14 protein-coding genes are annotated in these 17,123 nt (G+C 64.2%); 4 read left to right on the top strand and 10 right to left on the bottom strand.

The window, feature by feature from the left end:
• Nucleotides 1-19 precede the first annotated feature (19 nt).
• The 7 genes from tam to ettA all read right to left on the bottom strand — a co-directional run bounded on the left by tam (nucleotide 20) and on the right by ettA (nucleotide 4,752).
• Complete coding sequence (gene tam, locus RB623_RS05095; protein ID WP_308055680.1) at nucleotides 20-802, bottom strand: trans-aconitate 2-methyltransferase; 783 nt, start codon at nucleotides 800-802, stop codon at nucleotides 20-22.
• A 162-nt stretch (nucleotides 803-964) separates the two neighbouring features.
• Nucleotides 965-1,762: a hypothetical protein gene (locus RB623_RS05090; RefSeq protein WP_308055679.1), complete on the bottom strand. Its 798-nt coding sequence runs from the start codon at nucleotides 1,760-1,762 to the stop codon at nucleotides 965-967.
• 316 nt (nucleotides 1,763-2,078) lie between these two features.
• Complete coding sequence (locus tag RB623_RS05085; RefSeq protein WP_308055678.1) at nucleotides 2,079-2,336, bottom strand: hypothetical protein; 258 nt, start codon at nucleotides 2,334-2,336, stop codon at nucleotides 2,079-2,081.
• A complete protein-coding gene (locus RB623_RS05080; protein ID WP_308055677.1) occupies nucleotides 2,294-2,512 on the bottom strand; it encodes a hypothetical protein in 219 nt (72 codons plus the stop codon). Before RB623_RS05080 ends, RB623_RS05085 begins: the two co-directional genes overlap by 43 nt.
• A 43-nt stretch (nucleotides 2,513-2,555) precedes the next feature.
• Nucleotides 2,556-2,822: a type II toxin-antitoxin system RelE/ParE family toxin gene (locus RB623_RS05075; RefSeq protein ID WP_308055676.1), complete on the bottom strand. Its 267-nt coding sequence runs from the start codon at nucleotides 2,820-2,822 to the stop codon at nucleotides 2,556-2,558.
• 12 nt (nucleotides 2,823-2,834) lie between these two features.
• The gene (locus RB623_RS05070) at nucleotides 2,835-3,050 is read right to left on the bottom strand and encodes a CopG family transcriptional regulator (RefSeq protein ID WP_308055675.1); all 216 of its coding nucleotides are present in this window, start codon (nucleotides 3,048-3,050) and stop codon (nucleotides 2,835-2,837) included.
• Between the two features lie 52 nt (nucleotides 3,051-3,102).
• Nucleotides 3,103-4,752, bottom strand: coding sequence for an energy-dependent translational throttle protein EttA (gene ettA / locus RB623_RS05065; protein ID WP_308055674.1), 1,650 nt, complete (start codon nucleotides 4,750-4,752; stop codon nucleotides 3,103-3,105).
• Nucleotides 4,753-5,522: 770 nt separating this feature from the next.
• Between ettA and RB623_RS05060 the strand changes: the two genes are divergently transcribed.
• Nucleotides 5,523-8,849 (top strand): calcium-binding protein, encoded by a 3,327-nt coding sequence (locus RB623_RS05060; protein WP_308055673.1) that lies wholly within the window; start codon nucleotides 5,523-5,525, stop codon nucleotides 8,847-8,849.
• A 314-nt stretch (nucleotides 8,850-9,163) separates the two neighbouring features.
• A complete protein-coding gene (locus tag RB623_RS05055; RefSeq protein ID WP_308055672.1) occupies nucleotides 9,164-10,117 on the top strand; it encodes an alpha/beta hydrolase in 954 nt (317 codons plus the stop codon).
• A 2-nt stretch (nucleotides 10,118-10,119) separates the two neighbouring features.
• Here RB623_RS05055 and RB623_RS05050 read toward each other — a convergent pair whose 3' ends face one another.
• Nucleotides 10,120-12,483, bottom strand: a complete 2,364-nt coding sequence (locus RB623_RS05050; RefSeq protein ID WP_308055671.1) for a calcium-binding protein — start codon at nucleotides 12,481-12,483, stop codon at nucleotides 10,120-10,122.
• Between the two features lie 231 nt (nucleotides 12,484-12,714).
• Between RB623_RS05050 and RB623_RS05045 the strand changes: the two genes are divergently transcribed.
• Together RB623_RS05045 and RB623_RS05040 are read left to right on the top strand one after the other, a co-directional pair.
• Nucleotides 12,715-13,887 (top strand): CaiB/BaiF CoA-transferase family protein, encoded by a 1,173-nt coding sequence (locus tag RB623_RS05045; protein WP_308055670.1) that lies wholly within the window; start codon nucleotides 12,715-12,717, stop codon nucleotides 13,885-13,887.
• Nucleotides 13,884-15,533 carry a thiamine pyrophosphate-binding protein gene (locus RB623_RS05040; protein ID WP_308055669.1) on the top strand — a complete coding sequence of 550 codons (1,650 nt, stop codon included), beginning with the start codon at nucleotides 13,884-13,886 and terminating at the stop codon, nucleotides 15,531-15,533. The genes RB623_RS05045 and RB623_RS05040 overlap by 4 nt, the downstream gene beginning before the upstream one ends.
• Before the next feature lie 22 nt (nucleotides 15,534-15,555).
• On the opposite strand, the gene RB623_RS05035 is transcribed toward RB623_RS05040, so the two are convergent.
• Both RB623_RS05035 and RB623_RS05030 read right to left on the bottom strand, forming a co-directional pair.
• Nucleotides 15,556-15,996 carry a CHRD domain-containing protein gene (locus tag RB623_RS05035; RefSeq protein WP_308055668.1) on the bottom strand — a complete coding sequence of 147 codons (441 nt, stop codon included), beginning with the start codon at nucleotides 15,994-15,996 and terminating at the stop codon, nucleotides 15,556-15,558.
• Between the two features lie 137 nt (nucleotides 15,997-16,133).
• The gene (locus RB623_RS05030) at nucleotides 16,134-17,105 is read right to left on the bottom strand and encodes an ABC transporter substrate-binding protein (protein ID WP_308055667.1); all 972 of its coding nucleotides are present in this window, start codon (nucleotides 17,103-17,105) and stop codon (nucleotides 16,134-16,136) included.
• Nucleotides 17,106-17,123 lie beyond the last annotated feature (18 nt).

Here is a 17,123-nt window from a genome sequence, read left to right as displayed (position 1 = left end):
GCCGCGCAAAGCCCAGCCGTCAGGCCTTGCGCGCCACGATGAACAGCCGCGGAAACCGCAGCAGCACGCGTCCGTCGGCGCGCGGCGGATAGGCTTTTGCAATGCGCGCAAGATAGTCGGCGACAAATTTCGCCTGCTCGTCCGCGTCGAGCGGGTCGAGGAACGGTTTCAGGCCGGTCGAGCTTACCCAGTCGACGATGGCTTGCGCATCGGCCAGCGGATGGTTGTAGGCGATGTGCCAGACATCGACCTGCGCGGCATCAGGCGCGAACAGGTCGTAGTAGAAGGCAACGGGCGGCAATGGCGCGCGCGCCGCCTTGGCGAGCTTTGCCGAAAACGGCATGGCGGCCGCCGTCTCGCGCATCAGGCCATGCGACGGTTCGCCAATATTGTCGGGCATCTGCACCGCCAGCACGCCGCCCGGCGCCAGCCTGGAAAACAGCCGCACCAGCACCTCGGCATGGTTCGGCAGCCACTGGAACACCGCGTTGGCGAAGATCACGTCCGGCGGCGTCCCCGGCTCCCAGTCTTCGGCGCCGGCCAGCGAGAAGTCGAGCCTTGGCAAGCGCTTGCGCGCCGCCAAAATCATGGCGGGCGAAGAATCGATGCCGCTGACCTTCGCTTCCGGCCAGCGCGCCGCCAGCAATTCGGTCGAATTGCCTGGCCCGCAGCCGATGTCGACGACGTTTTTCGGCGTCTCCAGCGGTATCCGCGCCAGCAGGTCGCGCGCCGGCCGCGTCCGCTCGTCCTCGAACTGCAGGTATTTTTGCGCGGACCAGTCTTCTTTGTTCGTCTTTTGCATCTGCCAGCCGCGCCCGGGAGCTTTTTGAAAGGCTGTTCAATCGGCCTGTGACTACCGACCGTTGCTAGATCGATCGCGCCCTCGCCACAAGCGCCATCGTCGCCAAGCTGCGGAATTCCGCAGGGCCATCGATTTTTCTTTCTTCGCGCTCGGCAGGCGCCATCATGACGTGTCGGGGGTTTCCAGCGCGTAGACGGCGAGCGCGTTGGCATGCGCCAGAATCTCGTCGATCTCGCGAATGTTGCGCGGATGGGTGGCTGTCGGGTCGTAACGCGACAGCCGGCCGCCCGGCGGACGCCCGCGCCGCAGCGGCGAGACGCGCCGGAAGCGGACCGCGCCGCGATCTTGTCCGCCCTGCCCGCCCGCGCCGCCACTTGGCTTTTCCCGAGCAACGGCCGCGTCGCGCCGCGCCTTCCAGCGGGCAAACCGTTTGGCCTGGCCGGGCAGATCGTCGAGCGCGCGACCCAGCGCCTCCAGCCGCTGGCCAAGGCGGGCGGCATCGATCGGATCGTCAGGCGACGGCGGCTGTGGCAGGGGGCGGTATGGCGAGTCGTCAGCGAGCGATCTGATGCGCGGCAGGGCATGTGCCGGCACATAGCGGCGGCGAATGCGGAACGGATTTTTGAGCGGATCGAGCAGCGACAGGGTCAAGGCGCGCAGCACTGGGTTTGGACGTTTCTTCGGGCCCGTCGGCATGAAGGCGCGGGGCCCTCGCCGGATCGCGGGCTCTTTCGGTTTGCGCGGGCGAAACGGCGGCAGGGTCACCACGATCCCACGCGCCGCCGCGATGATGAGGCGCCGCGCCGCGGATTCGGCCGGACGCAACAGTCGCATGATGGCGCGGTGGAGATGGCGGGGAAGAGTGGGTGCGCCACCGGCCATCTCGGCCATGCCGACAAGCATGGCCAGCAGACGCTTCAGCGCCTCCCAGTTCTTGTCGATTGCCGGACTTCTCTCCATCTCCGCCGCCTCCTTTCCAGCACAGGCGACGAGGATTATCGCTTCGGTAGGAAGGAGGGGGATAAGTCCTGGGAAAATTATCCTGACGGATGCTGACATCGGCTTACGTTGGCGATCCTTCCAACACCCCTCATCCGACCCCCCCTTCAACTCGCTCGCTGCGCTCACGGCTCAGGGTCGGCCACCGCCCTGGGCCGTGAGCGCAGCGAGCGAGTTGAAGGGGGGGTCGGATGAGGGGTGCTGGACGGAGTGCCGTCAGCAATGGCCTGGCTTCATGCCTTGCCAGCCTGTGCCGCCATCCCATTGGTCGCCGGCTCTATTCCGGCGCCTTGTCGCGCGCCTCGCGCGCGATCGCCGAGACATCCCGGTAGATTTCGTCGAGCCGGTCGTCCAGCGCGTCGAGCTGCTCCGTGGTCAGGCCGAAAACCTCGTGGCAGGCGCCGCGGATTTTCTGGTCGGCCACGCCTTCGAGGATGAGGTCGAGCGCATCCACCCTGAACCGCGCCCGCTCCAGAACCTCCTTCGCCGCGATCAGTTTTGTGCGGATGTCGTCCAGCCGGTCGATGTTTTCCATGGCGATGTCTCCGGTTTGCAGGAGGCCACAAGATAAAGAACTTCAATATTGCAGCGAGGGTCAACTACCCGCGTCAGCCGCTTGTGCGTCATGCGGTGCGGAACGAGCGCCTCCGGCCCCAGCCGGCGGGCCTTGTCCTTCTCATATTCCTCGAAATTGCCCTCGAACCATTCCACATGCGCGTCGCCGCTGGACGGTGAAGCTATATTTCAGTTTTCCTCACCGATAAACGTCGCGCCGATTGCCGATCTGAACGACCAGGATTTCTACAGTGCTATCACTGATCCTTGCGAGGATTCTGAAGGCGCCGACACGATATTTCCATAGACCCGCCAGAGGTCCGGTCAAAGCCGCGCCGATCTCGCGCGGGTTTTCCCGTTGAGCGACATTGGTTTCGAGATAATTCAGGATGCGGACCTGGTCGGATCGCGATAGCTTCGAAAGCGCCTTCTCGGCATTCTTCTCGATCCGGATAAGCCAGGCCACGCCGGACCTGGCTCAGTCGGTCAGGCCAAGGCGCTCTCGCACCTCCTCCAGCGTGTAGAACTCGGTGTCGCCACTCTTCAAGCGCTCGAGCGCGAGAAAGCCGGCCTCAAGGTCCCCCACCTCCTCGATGATCGCCTCCAGAGCGACATCGTGTTTGCTGCGCCCCACCTTGCGAGCGACAGCGTCAAGGCGTTCCTCAAGTTCCACCGGCAGTTTGACAGTGAGCATGGCGGTCTCCATCGCCATACAATACCGGATCAATAGTGCTCGAACAACGCCCCTACCTCGTCAGCCGCTTATGCGTCATGCGGTGCGGCACGAGCGCTTCCGGTCCCAGGCGGCGGGCCTTGTCCTTCTCATATTCCTCGAAATTGCCCTCGAACCACTCGACATGCGCGTCGCCCTCGAAGGCCAGCATGTGGGTGGCCATGCGGTCCAGGAACATGCGGTCGTGGCTGATGATCACGGCGCAGCCGGCATAGGCCTCCAGCGCGTCTTCCAGCGCGCCCAGCGTCTCGGTGTCGAGGTCGTTGGTCGGCTCGTCGAGCAGCAGCACGTTGCCGCCATTCTTCAGCATTTTTGCCAGATGCACGCGGTTGCGCTGGCCGCCCGAGAGGTTGCCGACCTTCTGCTGCTGGTCGCCGCCGCGGAAGTTGAAGGACGAACAATAGGCGCGCGAATTGACCTCGTGCTTGCCGAGCTTGATCACCTCGGCACCGCCTGAGATTTCTTCCCACACGGTCTTGTTGGGGTCGAGCGCGTCGCGGCTTTGGTCGACATAGCCGAGTTTTACCGTCTCGCCGACGCGGATCGAACCGTCGTCCGGCTTTTCCTGGCCGGTGATCATCTTGAACAGCGTGGTCTTGCCGGCGCCGTTCGGGCCGATGACGCCGACGATGCCGCCGGGCGGCAGCTTGAACGACAGATCCTCGATCAGCAGTTCCTCGCCAAAACCCTTGTCGATGTCGGCGACCTCGATGACCACGTTGCCGAGCCGCTCGCCGGCCGGGATGACGATCTGCGTGTCGGACGGCTTGCGCTTGTCGGCCTGCTCGACCAGATCCTCATAGGCCTTGATGCGCGCCTTCGACTTGGTCTGGCGGGCTTTCGGCGAGGAGGCGATCCACTCGCGCTCGCGCCAGATCGCCTTCTGGCGGGCGTCGTCCTCGCGGCCTTCCTGGATGAGGCGCTTGGCCTTGGCGTCGAGATATTTGGTGTAATTGCCCTCGTAGGGGATGCCGCGGCCGCGGTCGAGCTCCAGAATCCAGCCGGTCACGTTGTCGAGGAAGTAGCGGTCGTGGGTGATGATCAGCACCGAGCCGGGATAATCGCGAAGATGCTTTTCCAGCCACTGCGTGGTCTCGGCGTCGAGATGGTTGGTCGGCTCGTCAAGCAGCAGCAAGTCGGGCTGCTCCAAGAGCAGCCGGCAGAGCGCGACGCGGCGGCGCTCGCCACCGGACAGGTTGGTGACCTCCGATTCGCCGGGCGGGCACTGCAGCGCCTCCATGGCCATCTCGACCTGCTGCTCGAGATCCCACAGGTTCTGCCGGTCCATCTCGTCCTGCAGGCGAGCGGATTCGTCGGCCGTCTCGTCGGAATAGTTCATCATCAGCTCGTTGTAGCGCTCGATGATGGCGGTCTTCTTCTTGACCCCCTCCATGACGTTCTCGAACACGGTCTTGTTGGGGTCGAGCTGCGGCTCCTGCGCGAGGTAGCCGACGGTGGCGCCTTCGGCGAGCCACGCTTCGCCCTGGAATTCCTTGTCGAGCCCGGCCATGATGCGCAGGATCGTCGATTTGCCCGAGCCGTTGGGACCCAGGATGCCGATCTTGGCGTCGGGGTAGAAGGAGAGATGGACGTTGTCGAGCACCTTCTTGGTGCCATAAGCCTTGGAGAGGCCCGACATGTGATAGATGAACTGGCGTGCCACGCGCGCGAAACCTTTCGGAACCTGTTTCGGGAGTTGGGCGCTATGTAGGCGAAGCCGGGTCAAACGGCAATCGTCAAGTGGCTGCGAATCTTGCGTCGGCAAGCCCGCGCGACAACGCCGCTGGCGGCGGCATCATCCCGAAACGCAGGGTTGATATGCAGCACGCATGTGTTGCACCCGCAACAAAGATGCGTTCACTCCAAATCTGACCAGGATCGGTCAACTGCCTGACGGGTAATGAAATTTCTTGATTCCGGCATATACGAAAAGTATAATAAACCATAGATTGTGGCAAGAGTCACAATTTTCCCTTGCATGAATGAAAAAGCTTACGTAAGGTAATAAAAAAGAAAAGTTGTTGACCAAATCTTTTGAGGCTCCCTCCCTCCTTACTGGAGCTTCGCCCGTCCCGAGACGTGGACGCTGGGGCAAGATGGTAAACAACAGATCCTTTGCTTTATAGAACAAGCAATGGAGCGGGAAACATTCGCAAAAGACATCCCCACGACGCGGACCCCTTGGATCGTTCGCGCGACGGGTAATGCGGGACTGTCAACGCCCTCGTGTCACGGGCGGGAGACCTGACACGTTGTCGTAGTCGTTTTGGCTGGGCTCATCTGGATGCGGTTTCGATACGGGCGGTGCGCAATACCGCGCCGGCGGCCGCTTTTGCCCTGCCCTTGCCGCGCGAGAACCGGCCAATTCCGGCCCGGGGACCGGGCGCGCCGCGCAATCCGGATCAACCGTAACCAGAACGGGAGTTTCGAACCATGGCCGTCACCACAAGCTTTGCATTCGGTTTCGTCGAAAGCATCGATCCTTTCTCCATCACGGGACGTTCTGACGCCACCAGCCTGTCCGACGGCGGCGTCGCCGTCGTCGGCGATCATATCGGGCACACCGACCTCACGACCTTCGAAGCTGACGGAGACATTGCGGGAAGCGCGTCCGTCATCACCGGCGTCGACTCGGCTGTGACCCAGCTCAGCAACGGTAACATCGTCGTGCTCTCGGACACCGGCACCGACATGTCGTTCCGCATCGTTACGACCACGGGTGCGACCGTGCGGGTCGACACCAGCATCGGAGAGTCCGGGCCCGACGTCCTGGATCCGGAAGTGGCGGCACTGACCGGCGGCGGGTTCGTCGTCGCCATCCAGGATTTCTTCGGCGGCACGGACAACGACGTGGACCTGCGGATCTACGACAACGACGGCAACCTGCTCTTGAACTTCGCGGCCGACGCCAGCGGCGCCAATGACCAGAACCCGAGCGTCGCCGGACTGGCCGACGGCGGCTTCGCCGTCGCCTGGCACCGGAACGTCGGCTCCAGCAACGAGATGTGGTATGCCGTCTACGAAGCCAATGGCACCGTGCGGAAAGCGCCGACGCAGCTCGACGCAATCGGCACCGTGAACCGCAACGCCAGCGTGGTTGCGCTCGACAATGGCGGCTTCGCCATTGCCTACGAGGATAATGGCTGGTCCACCACCGACATCGACATCACGCTCGCGCGCTTCGACGCCGCCGGCAATTTTGTCGACTGGCAAGACATCGCGCAGAACGCCTCGAACGACTTCGCGCCGTCGGCCACGGTGCTTTCGAACGGCATGATCGCGGTCGGCACGGTTAATGACCTGTTCGGGCACAACGACCCGGTCTGGACCCTCGTCGACCAGAACACCGGGGCAATCCTGACAGCCTCGAGCGTCGGCACCACCCACAACGATTTCGACGCTTCGATCGCCGCCATGAAGAACGGCCAGCTCGCGACATTCCACACCAACGCAACCGCGGGCGACGTGGTGGGGCAGATCCTCCAGACCCAGCGCTTCTCGACCAGCGACGCCGCAGGCGACACGATCCTGGTCGACAGCCTGCAGGATTTCGCCTCGGGCAACGCCGGCGACGACACGTTCCAGGGCGGCGGGCTGGATGCTTTCACCAACGACTCGATCGACGGCGGCGCTGACTTTGACCGCATCCTGGCCACCGCCGACATCAGCCTCGTCGACACGACCCTGAACTCGATCGAGGAGATCGAGATATTGTTCCCGAACACGGCGACCTCGGTGACGGTCCGCGCCGACCAGATCGGGGCGGGCCTCGCCGCCGACCTGGTCGTCGACTTCAGCCTCAATGGCAGCCCGGACAAGTTCCGCGTCGAAATGCTGACCGACACGAACGTCGACCTGTCGCAGTTGCAGTTGGTCAACTTCAACGCAGGCGTTGGCGAGGGCGACCGGCTGATCGTCCTCGGCGACAATGACGATGAGCAGATGCGCGGCACATCGGTGCGCGACGAATTGTTCGGCACCGGCGGCAACGATCTTCTCGACGGTGGCTTGGGCGGCGACCTCCTGTCGGGCGGCACCGGGTCGGACCGGGCAACCTATGCCAACGCGGCCGCAGGCGTCGTTGCCAGCCTCTTCGATTCGACGACCAACACCGGCGAGGCGGCCGGAGACACCTACAATTCGGTCGAAAACCTCACCGGCTCGGGTTTCGCCGACACGCTGACCGGCACCAATGGCGTCAACAGCATTCTTGGCGGCAATGACAACGACAAGATCTCCGGTCTCGGCGGCAGCGACAATCTGTTCGGCAACGACGGCAACGACATACTTGCCGGCGGCGCCGGCGCAGACAAGATGTCCGGCGGCGCGGGCAGCGATCGGGCAACCTACGAGACCGCGGCGGCCGGCTTGGTCGCCGACCTCTCCACCCCGGCGAGCAACACCGGCGACGCCCTCGGCGACACCTACAACTCGATCGAAAACCTCACCGGCTCGGCCTTCGACGATGCGCTGCTCGGCAACAACGGCACCAACAGCATTCTTGGCGGCGCCGGAGACGACTTCCTGGTCGGGCGGGGAGGCGACGACAACCTGTTCGGCAATGCCGGCAACGACGTGCTGATCGGCGGAACCGGCGCCGACGATCTCGCCGGCGGCGCCGACAGCGACCGCGCCTCCTACGAAACGGCGGCGGCCGCTGTCGTGGTCGCGCTGCTCAGCCCGGCGACCAACACCGGCGACGCGCTTGGCGACACCTTCACCTCGATCGAGAACCTGACCGGCTCGGACTTCGACGACAAGCTGAGCGGCACCAACAGCGCCAACAGCATCATCGGCGGCGACGGCGACGACCTCCTCATCGGTCTCGGCGGCGACGACAATCTGTTCGGCCAGGACGGCAACGACGTGCTGAACGGCGGCACAGGCGCCGACGATCTCTCCGGCGGCGCGGGCAGCGACCGGGCCACCTACGAGAACGCCGCGGCGGGCGTCACGGCCGCCCTGCTCAGCCCGGCGACCAACACCGGCGAGGCGGCGGGCGACACCTACAGTTCGGTCGAGAACCTCACCGGTTCGGCCTTCGCCGACAAGCTGACCGGCACCAACAGCGCCAACAGCATCGTCGGCGGCGCCGGCAACGACCTGATCACCGGCCTCGGCGGCGACGACAATCTGTTCGGGCAGGACGGCAACGACGTGATGATCGGCGGCACAGGCGCCGACGACCTTTCCGGCGGCGCCGGTTCGGACACGGCGTCCTACAGCACGGCGGCAGCGGGCGTGATCGCCAGCCTCACCACTCCGGCCAGCAACACCGGGGACGCCGCCGGCGACACCTATTCGTCGATCGAGAACCTCACCGGATCGGCCTTCGGCGACACGCTGACCGGCAACAGCGCCGTCAACGTCATCCTCGGCGGCAACGGCGCCGATACGCTGAACGGCCGGGCGGGCGACGACACGATGACGGGCGGCTCCGGCAACGATAACTTCCGGTTCGATACCGCGCTTGGCCTGACCAATGTCGACGACATCACCGACTTCAACTTCGTCAACGACACCATCCAGTTGGACAACGCCATCTTCAACGCCATCATCGGGGTCGGCTTGCTCTCTGCGGACCAGTTCGTGGCCAATCCCGACGGCGAGGCGACGACCGCGGCCCACCGCATCATCTACGAGACCGATACCGGCATCCTCAAATACGATTCCAACGGCAGTGCCCTCGGCGGCAGCACCGTATTCGCGACGCTGACGGCCGGTCTCGGCGTAACCAATGTGGATTTCTTCGTCGTCTAGGCGGAATACCCCTATCCGCCGCTATCATGCAGGAACGCCGGCAGCCCCGCTGCCGGCGTTCTTTTAGCGCCCCATCGCGCCTTATCTGCCTCATCGACGAAGCTCTCGACCCAAGCGCCAACCCCTCACCAGCAGAATGGAGCAGAAAAGGCGCGACCTGCTCTGAAACCCTGAACCGCAACGCCGTCGCCTTGGTGGCCGCGTATCGCATCATGGCGCCGATCTTCGGCTTCGCCGCCGATTGCCGACCCTCCGGCGATCGTCTATCGCTGTCCATAGCGTCGCATCCGAAGCTCCTGAACCGTTGGGCAAGCATGGCCGGCCGCCTTCGCAGGGAATTTTCCACGCCGACCGGCGCCGTGCTGGCGCAGACGGTGACCCTGGCGGACCGCCAGCCGATCGGCGTGGTCCAGATCAACCACGGAATGGCCGAGCATTCGGCGCGGTACGACCGTTTCGCCGACGCCCTCGCCGACGCGGGCTTTCATGTCTACGCCCACGATCATCGCGGCCATGGCGGCACCAAGGCTGCCGACGCCGTCCCGGGACGGTTCGCGACGAAAGACGGCGTCGAAAAGGTGCTGGCCGACATCGATGCCGTACACGATCAGATCGCCGCGGAACATCCGGGCCTGCCGCTGATCGTCTTCGGCCATTCGATGGGCGGCATCGTCGCGCTGAATTCCGTGCTGCGCCGCTCCGACCATCTGGCCGGCGCGGCGATCTGGAACGCCAATTTCTCGCCCGGCCTTTTGGGCCGGGCCGGCCAGGCTATGCTTGCCTGGGAACGATTCCGGCTGGGCTCCGACGTGCCGTCGCGCATGCTGCCGAAACTGACCTTTCAGGATTGGGCCAAGAAGATCCCCAATTGCCGCACATCGGCGGACTGGCTGTCGCGCGACCCAGCGGAGGTCGACAAATATGTCGCCGACCCGCTCTGCGGCTGGGACGCTTCGGTATCGCTCTGGCAGGACGTGTTCCAGATGGTCTTCGCCGGCGCCGACGACCGCAGCTTTGCGACCGTGCGGCGCGACCTGCCCATCAATCTCGTCGGCGGCGGCGCCGACCCCTCGACGGTCAACGGCAAGGCCGTCGAAGAGCTGGCCGCGCGCATGCGCAAAATGGGTTTTTCGAATCTGGTTTCAAAGATTTGGCCGCAGACCCGCCACGAAAGCTTGAACGACCTCAACCGCGACGAGATCACCGCGGATTTCATTGGCTGGGCGAAACGCGTGGCTGCCGAGCGCTCCGCCCGGCAACCGGCGTAACCTCAGGCGATGATGAAGTCCGCGCTCGTCAATGCCACCCCCGCCCCAACCGTCGCGAAATGGATGCGCAGGCCCAGCCCCGAACCGTCGGCATCATAGTAGAGCCGGCCGTTGTCGATGTCCTGGATGATAAGATCGTTGGCATCCTGGGCTTCGCCCGAGGCATTGGCGCGGAACTGGCCGGAGGAAATCGTGCCGGTCTGCGTGAAGGCCGAGAAGATCGCCTTCGACAGTTGGAAGCGGTCGTCGGCTGCAACGAAGCCGACGATCGTGTCGATATTACCTGCCCCCAGCGAGCTTGCGAAGACGAACGTGTCGAGGCCGCCCAGCCCACGCAAGGTGTCGGCCCCGCCCTTCCCCTCCAGGCGGTTGTTGCCGGCGTTGCCGATGATGGACTGGGCGAACTCGTTGCCAGTCAGGTTGATTGCGCCAAGCCCCAGCGTCGAGCTGGTCTGGATCGTCTCCACCTCCGCTCCGGCCGTCAGAGCATAGCTGACCGTCGTGGCCACGCGATCGATGCCGTTGCCTGCCGCCTCGAAGATCACGTCGCCTGAATTGTGCACCCGGTAGGTATCGTTGCCGCCGAGGCCGTTCATCGTGTCCGCCGCGCCGGGACCGCCGTCATGCAGGGTATTGCTGCCGGCATTGCCGATGATTTCCTGCTTGAGCGCATTGCCGGTGAGATCGATCGAAGCCGTGCCCGCCGTACCGTTGGTGCCCATGAGCTCGACGTGGACATTGGCGCCAAGCACGTAGTCGACCGCGGCAGCCAGCCGGTCCAACGTACCTTGCGTCGCGCTTTCGACGATCGTGTCTCCGGAATTGTAGACACGGTAGGTGTCGTTGCCGCCCAGCCCGCGCATGACATCCGTCGCGCCGCCCGCACCGCCGGAACTCAGCACGTTGTTTCCGGCGTTGCCATAGATCGTCTGGGCCCCCAGATTGCCGGTGAGATTGATCGACGACTTGGCGGTGCTGTTGGTGGTGGTCAACAGTTCGATGTCGTCGTCCGCCGCCAGCGCATAGCTGGCGCGGGCCGTCACCCGATCGGCCGCACCGTTTCCCACGGTCTCGACGATCACGTCGCCCTGCTGGTCGACGACGTAGACGTCGTCGCCCTTGCCCCCGGCCATGGTGTCGGCGCCCAGCCCGCCGTCCAGCCGGTCGTTACCGCTCAGTCCGTTCAGTGTATCATTGCCGCTGTAGCCGTAGAGCGTGTCGACCCCGCTCGTGCCGTCGAGCGTGCTGTCGCCGCCGCCTATGCTCAACAGGTTGACGCCGTCGCCGAAGACGCCCGTTGCCAGCAGATATGCGGTGCCGTCCAATTCCACGAAATCGATGTGCGAAGCGCCCGTCAGGCGCGAATCGGCATCGTCGGAGACGCTGTCGATGTGGGTGAGCGAGCCGTTTGCCTCGATGCGAAAATACGAGATAGTCCCGCCGAACCCGGTGGCGGCCGCCGCCAGGTAGGTTTCACCGCCGAACGAGAAGACTTTCAGGCCCCGCGCCCCGTTGAGCGGAATATCCGTCGAATGCGAGATGTTGAAAACATTGAGCAGAAGGCCGGCATCGGAGACCGAAAAGACGCTCAAGCCGTCGGACCCCTCGCCCGAGGCGATAAGGTAGTTGTTTCCGCCGACCGTGGCGGTCGCCAGTGCGAACACGCTCGCGATCTCGAGACCGACGGTGTTGAAGACCGTGTCGGTCGCCGCCAGCGAGCCGTCGGCACCCATTTCGAAGGCCGTGATGCCATGGTCGTCCCGCCCGCCGACAAAGACGAAGGTGTCGGTTGCGGTCGTCAGCGAGGTCGTGGCATAGGCGCCGTTCAAGGCGGTCGCGGCCGTATCCGGAACATTGGCCACGTTGCTCAGCGAACCGTTCGATTTCAGTTCGAAGACGCTGACGCCGTCATCGGTCCTGCCGGGCGCGATCAGAAACTGCTTGCCGCCCTTCTGGACGACGGTCATCTCTCCTTCGTTGTTGGCGAGTTCGAGCGTCGCGTCGTCCACGACGCTGCCTACGAAGGTCAGACTGCCGTCATTGGCGACCTTGAAAGTGTTGATGCCGTTCTCGAGCGCACCTGCTGCATAGAGATAGCGTGTCGAACCGAAGCTGGCCGTCGCGAAATTCGCGGCTCCGTCGAGTTTTGTCGCGCCGACATCGATCGTCGACGAGATGAAGGACAGGTTTCCTTTGGCATCCAGCTTGTTGATGGAGATGCCGTCATCATTGTAACCCGCGACGTAGACGAATGTCTGTCCTCCGATCGACAGAAGCTCCAAGCCAAATGCGCCGCCCAGCGCCTGCGATCCTTGATCGAACAGAACCGCATCGACTCCCAACGTATTGTCCTTGACGACTGCCATAGGATTCCCCCCATCCAAACTTATGGTTAACCGAATTTATAGGCGAATATTTCTTGGAATTTTGACAAAAATCATCATAAACTCTACGAGAATTGCTTCCAACTCCGAACAGATTACACGCATCACCTTGCCGACAGCTATTCAGCAGCTCCGCACGTGCCTGCGGGCCCAGCGAAGCTGTCGCATCCGAATCCTGTTTCCTGGCGCACGCCGGACTGGCATAGAGGAGCGATGTCCAGTCCTCCGCTTCACGGCATCCGCGTCATCGAACTCGCCCGCATCCTCGCCGGCCCCTGGGCCGGGCAGACGCTGGCCGACCTCGGGGCAGACGTCATCAAGGTGGAAAGCCCGGACGGCGACGACACCCGCAAATGGGGTCCGCCCTTCGTCACCGGAGAGGACGGCGAGAACCTGTCGGCCGCCTATTTTCACTCCTGCAATCGCGGAAAACGCTCGATCGCGGTGGATTTCTCGACACCCGAAGGCGCCGAAACGATTCGAAAACTGGCAGCTTCCGCCGATGTGCTCATCGAGAACTTCAAGCTGGGCGGGCTGAAGAAATACGGCCTCGACTACGAGAGCCTGCGAAAGATCAACCCGCGCCTCGTCTACTGCTCGATCACCGGCTTCGGCCAGGACGGCCCCTATGCGGCGCGCGCCGGCTACGACTTCATTGTGCAGGGCATGTCCGGCCTGATGTCGATCACCGGCGCGGCGGACGGCGAGCCACAAAAAGTCGGCGTCGCCGTCACCGACGTCTTCACCGGCCTCTATTCGGTGATCGCCATCCAGGCCGCGCTCCGCCATGCCGAGGCGACCGGCGAGGGCCAGCACATCGACATGGCGCTGTTCGACGCCCAGATTTCCGTGCTCGCCAACCAGAACCTCAACTACCTCGTGTCCGGCAAGGCGCCGTCGCGCATGGGCAACGCGCACCCCAACATCGCGCCCTATGAGGTGCTGCCGGTCGCCGACGGCCACTTTATCCTTGCGGTCGGCAATGACGGGCAGTTCAAGAAGTTCTGCGCGGTGGTCGGGCTGGACGGTCTCGCCGACCATCCGGACTTTTTCACCAATTCGGCGCGGGTCGCAAACCGCGTCGCCTTGCGGGCCGCGATGGTCGAAAGACTGGCGAAGTTCGACCGCGACGCCCTGCTGGCGAAGCTCGAAGCGGCCGGCGTGCCGGCGAGCCCGATCAACACCATCGCCGACATGTTCGCCGACCCGCAGGCGATCGCGCGAAAGATGCGGCTCGACCTCGACGACGGCCACGGCAACGCCCTGCCCTCGGTGCGTTCGCCGATGGTGTTTTCGCAGACACCGCTGGCCTACGAGCGCCCTTCGCCGCGCCTAGGCGAGCACACGGCGGAAATCCTTGGCGAACTGGAGAAGCGCGAAGCATGAAGACCGGCGGAAAGTTGATCGTCGAAGCCCTCGAAGCCAACGGCGTCGACCGGCTCTATTGCGTGCCGGGCGAGAGTTATCTCGCCGTGCTCGACGCGCTTCATGACTCGCCGATCAAGACCATCGTCTGCCGCCAGGAAGGCGGCGCGGCGATGATGGCGGACTGCCACGGAAGGCTGATCGGAAAACCCGGCATCTGCTTCGTCACCCGCGGCCCCGGCGCCACCAATGCCTCGGCCGGCGTCCACATCGCCATGCAGGATTCGATCCCGATGATCCTGTTCATCGGCCAGATCGCCAGCCATGCGCGCGAGCGCGAGGCGTTCCAGGAAGTGAACTACCGCGCCTTCTTCGGTCCCATCGCCAAATGGGCGACCGAGATCGAGGACGCCTCGCGCATCCCCGAGATCGTCACCCGCGCCTTCTCCGTCGCCACTTCCGGTAGGCCGGGGCCGGTGGTGATCGCGCTGCCGGAGGACATGCTGACGAGCGAGGCCGAGGCCCCTGCGGCTCTGCCGTGGACGCCGGTTGAGACTCGGCCGGGCGAACCCGAGATGCGGCAGTTCGCCGACCTGCTGGCCAATGCAAAGCGGCCCTTCGCCATTTTAGGCGGCACGCGCTGGACGGCGGAAGCCAAATCCGCTTTCGAAAAGACAGCGGAGGCCTGGGCGCTGCCGGTTGGCGTCTCGTTCCGCCGGCAGATGCTGTTCGACCACCTGCACCCCTGCTATGCCGGCGATGTCGGCATCAGCCCGAACCCGAAGCTGGCCAGCTACATCAAGCAGTCGGATCTGGTCCTGCTGATTGGCGGGCGTTTCGGCGAAATGCCGTCCTCCGACTATACGCTGCTGAAAAGCCCCTACCCCGACCAGACGCTCGTCCACGTCCATGCCGATCCGGACGAACTCGGCCGCGTCTATCGGCCGACGGTCGCGATCAACTCAACCCCGGCCGCCTTCGCCGAGGCCTTCGCGAAAACCGCGCCGAAGGCGCCGCCCGCCTGGGAGGCCGAGACGGAGCGCCTGCACGCCGCCTATCTCGACTGGTCGACGCCGCCCGAGAGTGGACCGGGACCGGTCGCCATGGGGCCGATCATGGCCTATCTGGAAACCGTGTTGGCGGACGACGCGATCATCACCAACGGCGCCGGCAACTATGCCACCTGGGTGCATCGCTTCCACCGATCCCGCCGCTTCGCCACGCAGGCAGCACCCACTTCCGGCTCGATGGGCTACGGCACGCCCGCGGCGGTCGCGGCGAAACAGCTTTTCCCGGATCGTCAGGTGATCGCCTTTGCCGGCGACGGCTGTTTCCTGATGAACGGCCAGGAATTCGCCACCGCCGTGCAATACGGCCTGCCGATCGTCGTCATCGTCGTCAACAACGGCATCTACGGCACCATCCGCATGCACCAGGAGCGCGAATATCCCGGCCGCGTCTCCGGCACCGACCTGGTCAATCCGGACTTCGCCGCCCTCGCCCGCGCCTATGGCGGCCATGGCGAGACGGTTGAGAAGACCGCCGACTTCGCCCCAGCCTTCGAGCGCGCGCGCGCCAGCGGCAAGCCGGCGATCGTCGAGATAAGACTCGACCCCGAGGCGATCACGCCGACGCGGACGTTGACGGATATCCGCGACGGGCGATAGCGACTTAGAGCACTGTAATGCGCTACATCGCCTTTTCCACCTGGCCGCGGATTTCGCCGCCGGCATGCGCTGCGGTGTGGATGTTGACGTAGTATTGCCCGGCCATCAGGTCGGTCGCTTGCGCCTCCGTCAGCGTCGCCGAGCCTTTCGCGCCGCTTTTCGGATCCTCGATCGGCACGGCCACGTCGGCATTTGCGCCCGCCGCGGCGGGACCGTGGAAATGCGCGCCGGTGGCATCGCCGGTCAGGCCGGAATATTCGATCGTCCAGTCGAGCTTCCTGGTTTCGGTGTCGAAGGTGATATCGGCGGTGCCCTTGGCAGCGCTGTCGTTCGGCGGCACTTCCTGCGAAGCTTCGAGCGTGGCCGACATTTTTACCATCTCGGCCATGGCCGGCGACGCGGCGAAGAGGGCAGCGGCGAGGGTGAGACCGGTGGCGAACGGCAGGGAAACAGACTTGCGCATAGCGTTCCTCCCTTGATCAGAAGCCGTGCGATCGGCAACGGCTGCGCTGTTAACGAACCGCGCTCCCATAAGTTTCCCGCCCACGAAAAAGGGGCGGTCGCCCGCCCCTTCCCGATCTTGCTTGAAACTCGCGGCCTCTACTTGATCGCCTTGTCGGTGATCGCCGCGGTCCAGGCGCCGCTCGGCTCCTTGGTGATGATCTTCTGGGCCAGCAGGGCATCGGCGGTACGCTTGTAGGCCGCCTCGATCAGCTTGCCGTCGGCGTTGTCGATCAGTTTTGCCACCTCGCCCATCATGCGCTTCTGGTGGTTCTCGTCCTGGCCGCCATTCTCGACCACGATGTCGGCAGCTTCATCCGGGTTCTCGGTGGCGTATTTCCAGCCCTTCATCGAGGCGCGCACGAAGCGCACCATCTTGTCCTCGAAGGCCGGGTCCTTGAGCTTGTCCTCCATGGCGTAGAGCCCGTCCTCGAGCAGGTCGTTGCCCATCACCGTGTAGTTGAAGACGATCAAGTCTTCCGGCTTGTAGCCGGCGTCGATCAACTGCCAGTACTCGTTGTAGGTCATCACCGAGATGCAGTCGGCCTGCTTCTGGATCAGCGGCTGCACGTCGAAACTCTGCTTCAGCACGGTGACGCCGTCCGCCCCGCCTTCGGTCTTCAGGCCGAGCTTGTTCATCCAGGCATAGAACGGATATTCGTTGCCGAAGAACCAGACGCCCAGCGTATGGCCCTTGAAGTCGGCCTCGGTCTTCACCGGCCCGTCCTTCGGGCAGACCAGTTCCATGCCGGCCTTCTTGAACGGTTGGGCGATGTTGACCAGCGGCACGCCCTTTTCGCGGGCGGCCAGCGCGCCGCCCATCCAGTCGACGATGACGTCGGCGCCGCCGCCGGCGATCACCTGCTCCGGCGCGATGTCCGGCCCGCCCGGCTTGATGGTGACGTCGAGGCCTTCCTCTTCATAAAACCCCTTGTCCTTTGCGACGTAGTAGCCGCCGAACTGCGCCTGCGTCACCCATTTGAGCTGCAAAGTGACCTTGTCGGCGGCGAGCGCCTGCGCGGCCGCCAGCGACATCGCGCCGGCAAGCAGTGAAACCATCGTTCTTTTCATTTTTTGTACCCTCTGGAT

Origin of the sequence: Mesorhizobium sp. LHD-90, from assembly GCF_030929505.1 — a bacterium.
Taxonomy (GTDB): Bacteria; Pseudomonadota; Alphaproteobacteria; order Rhizobiales; family Rhizobiaceae; genus Kumtagia.
Note: the sequence above shows the minus strand (reverse complement) of the source record. Positions and strands in the feature narration are given on the sequence as shown.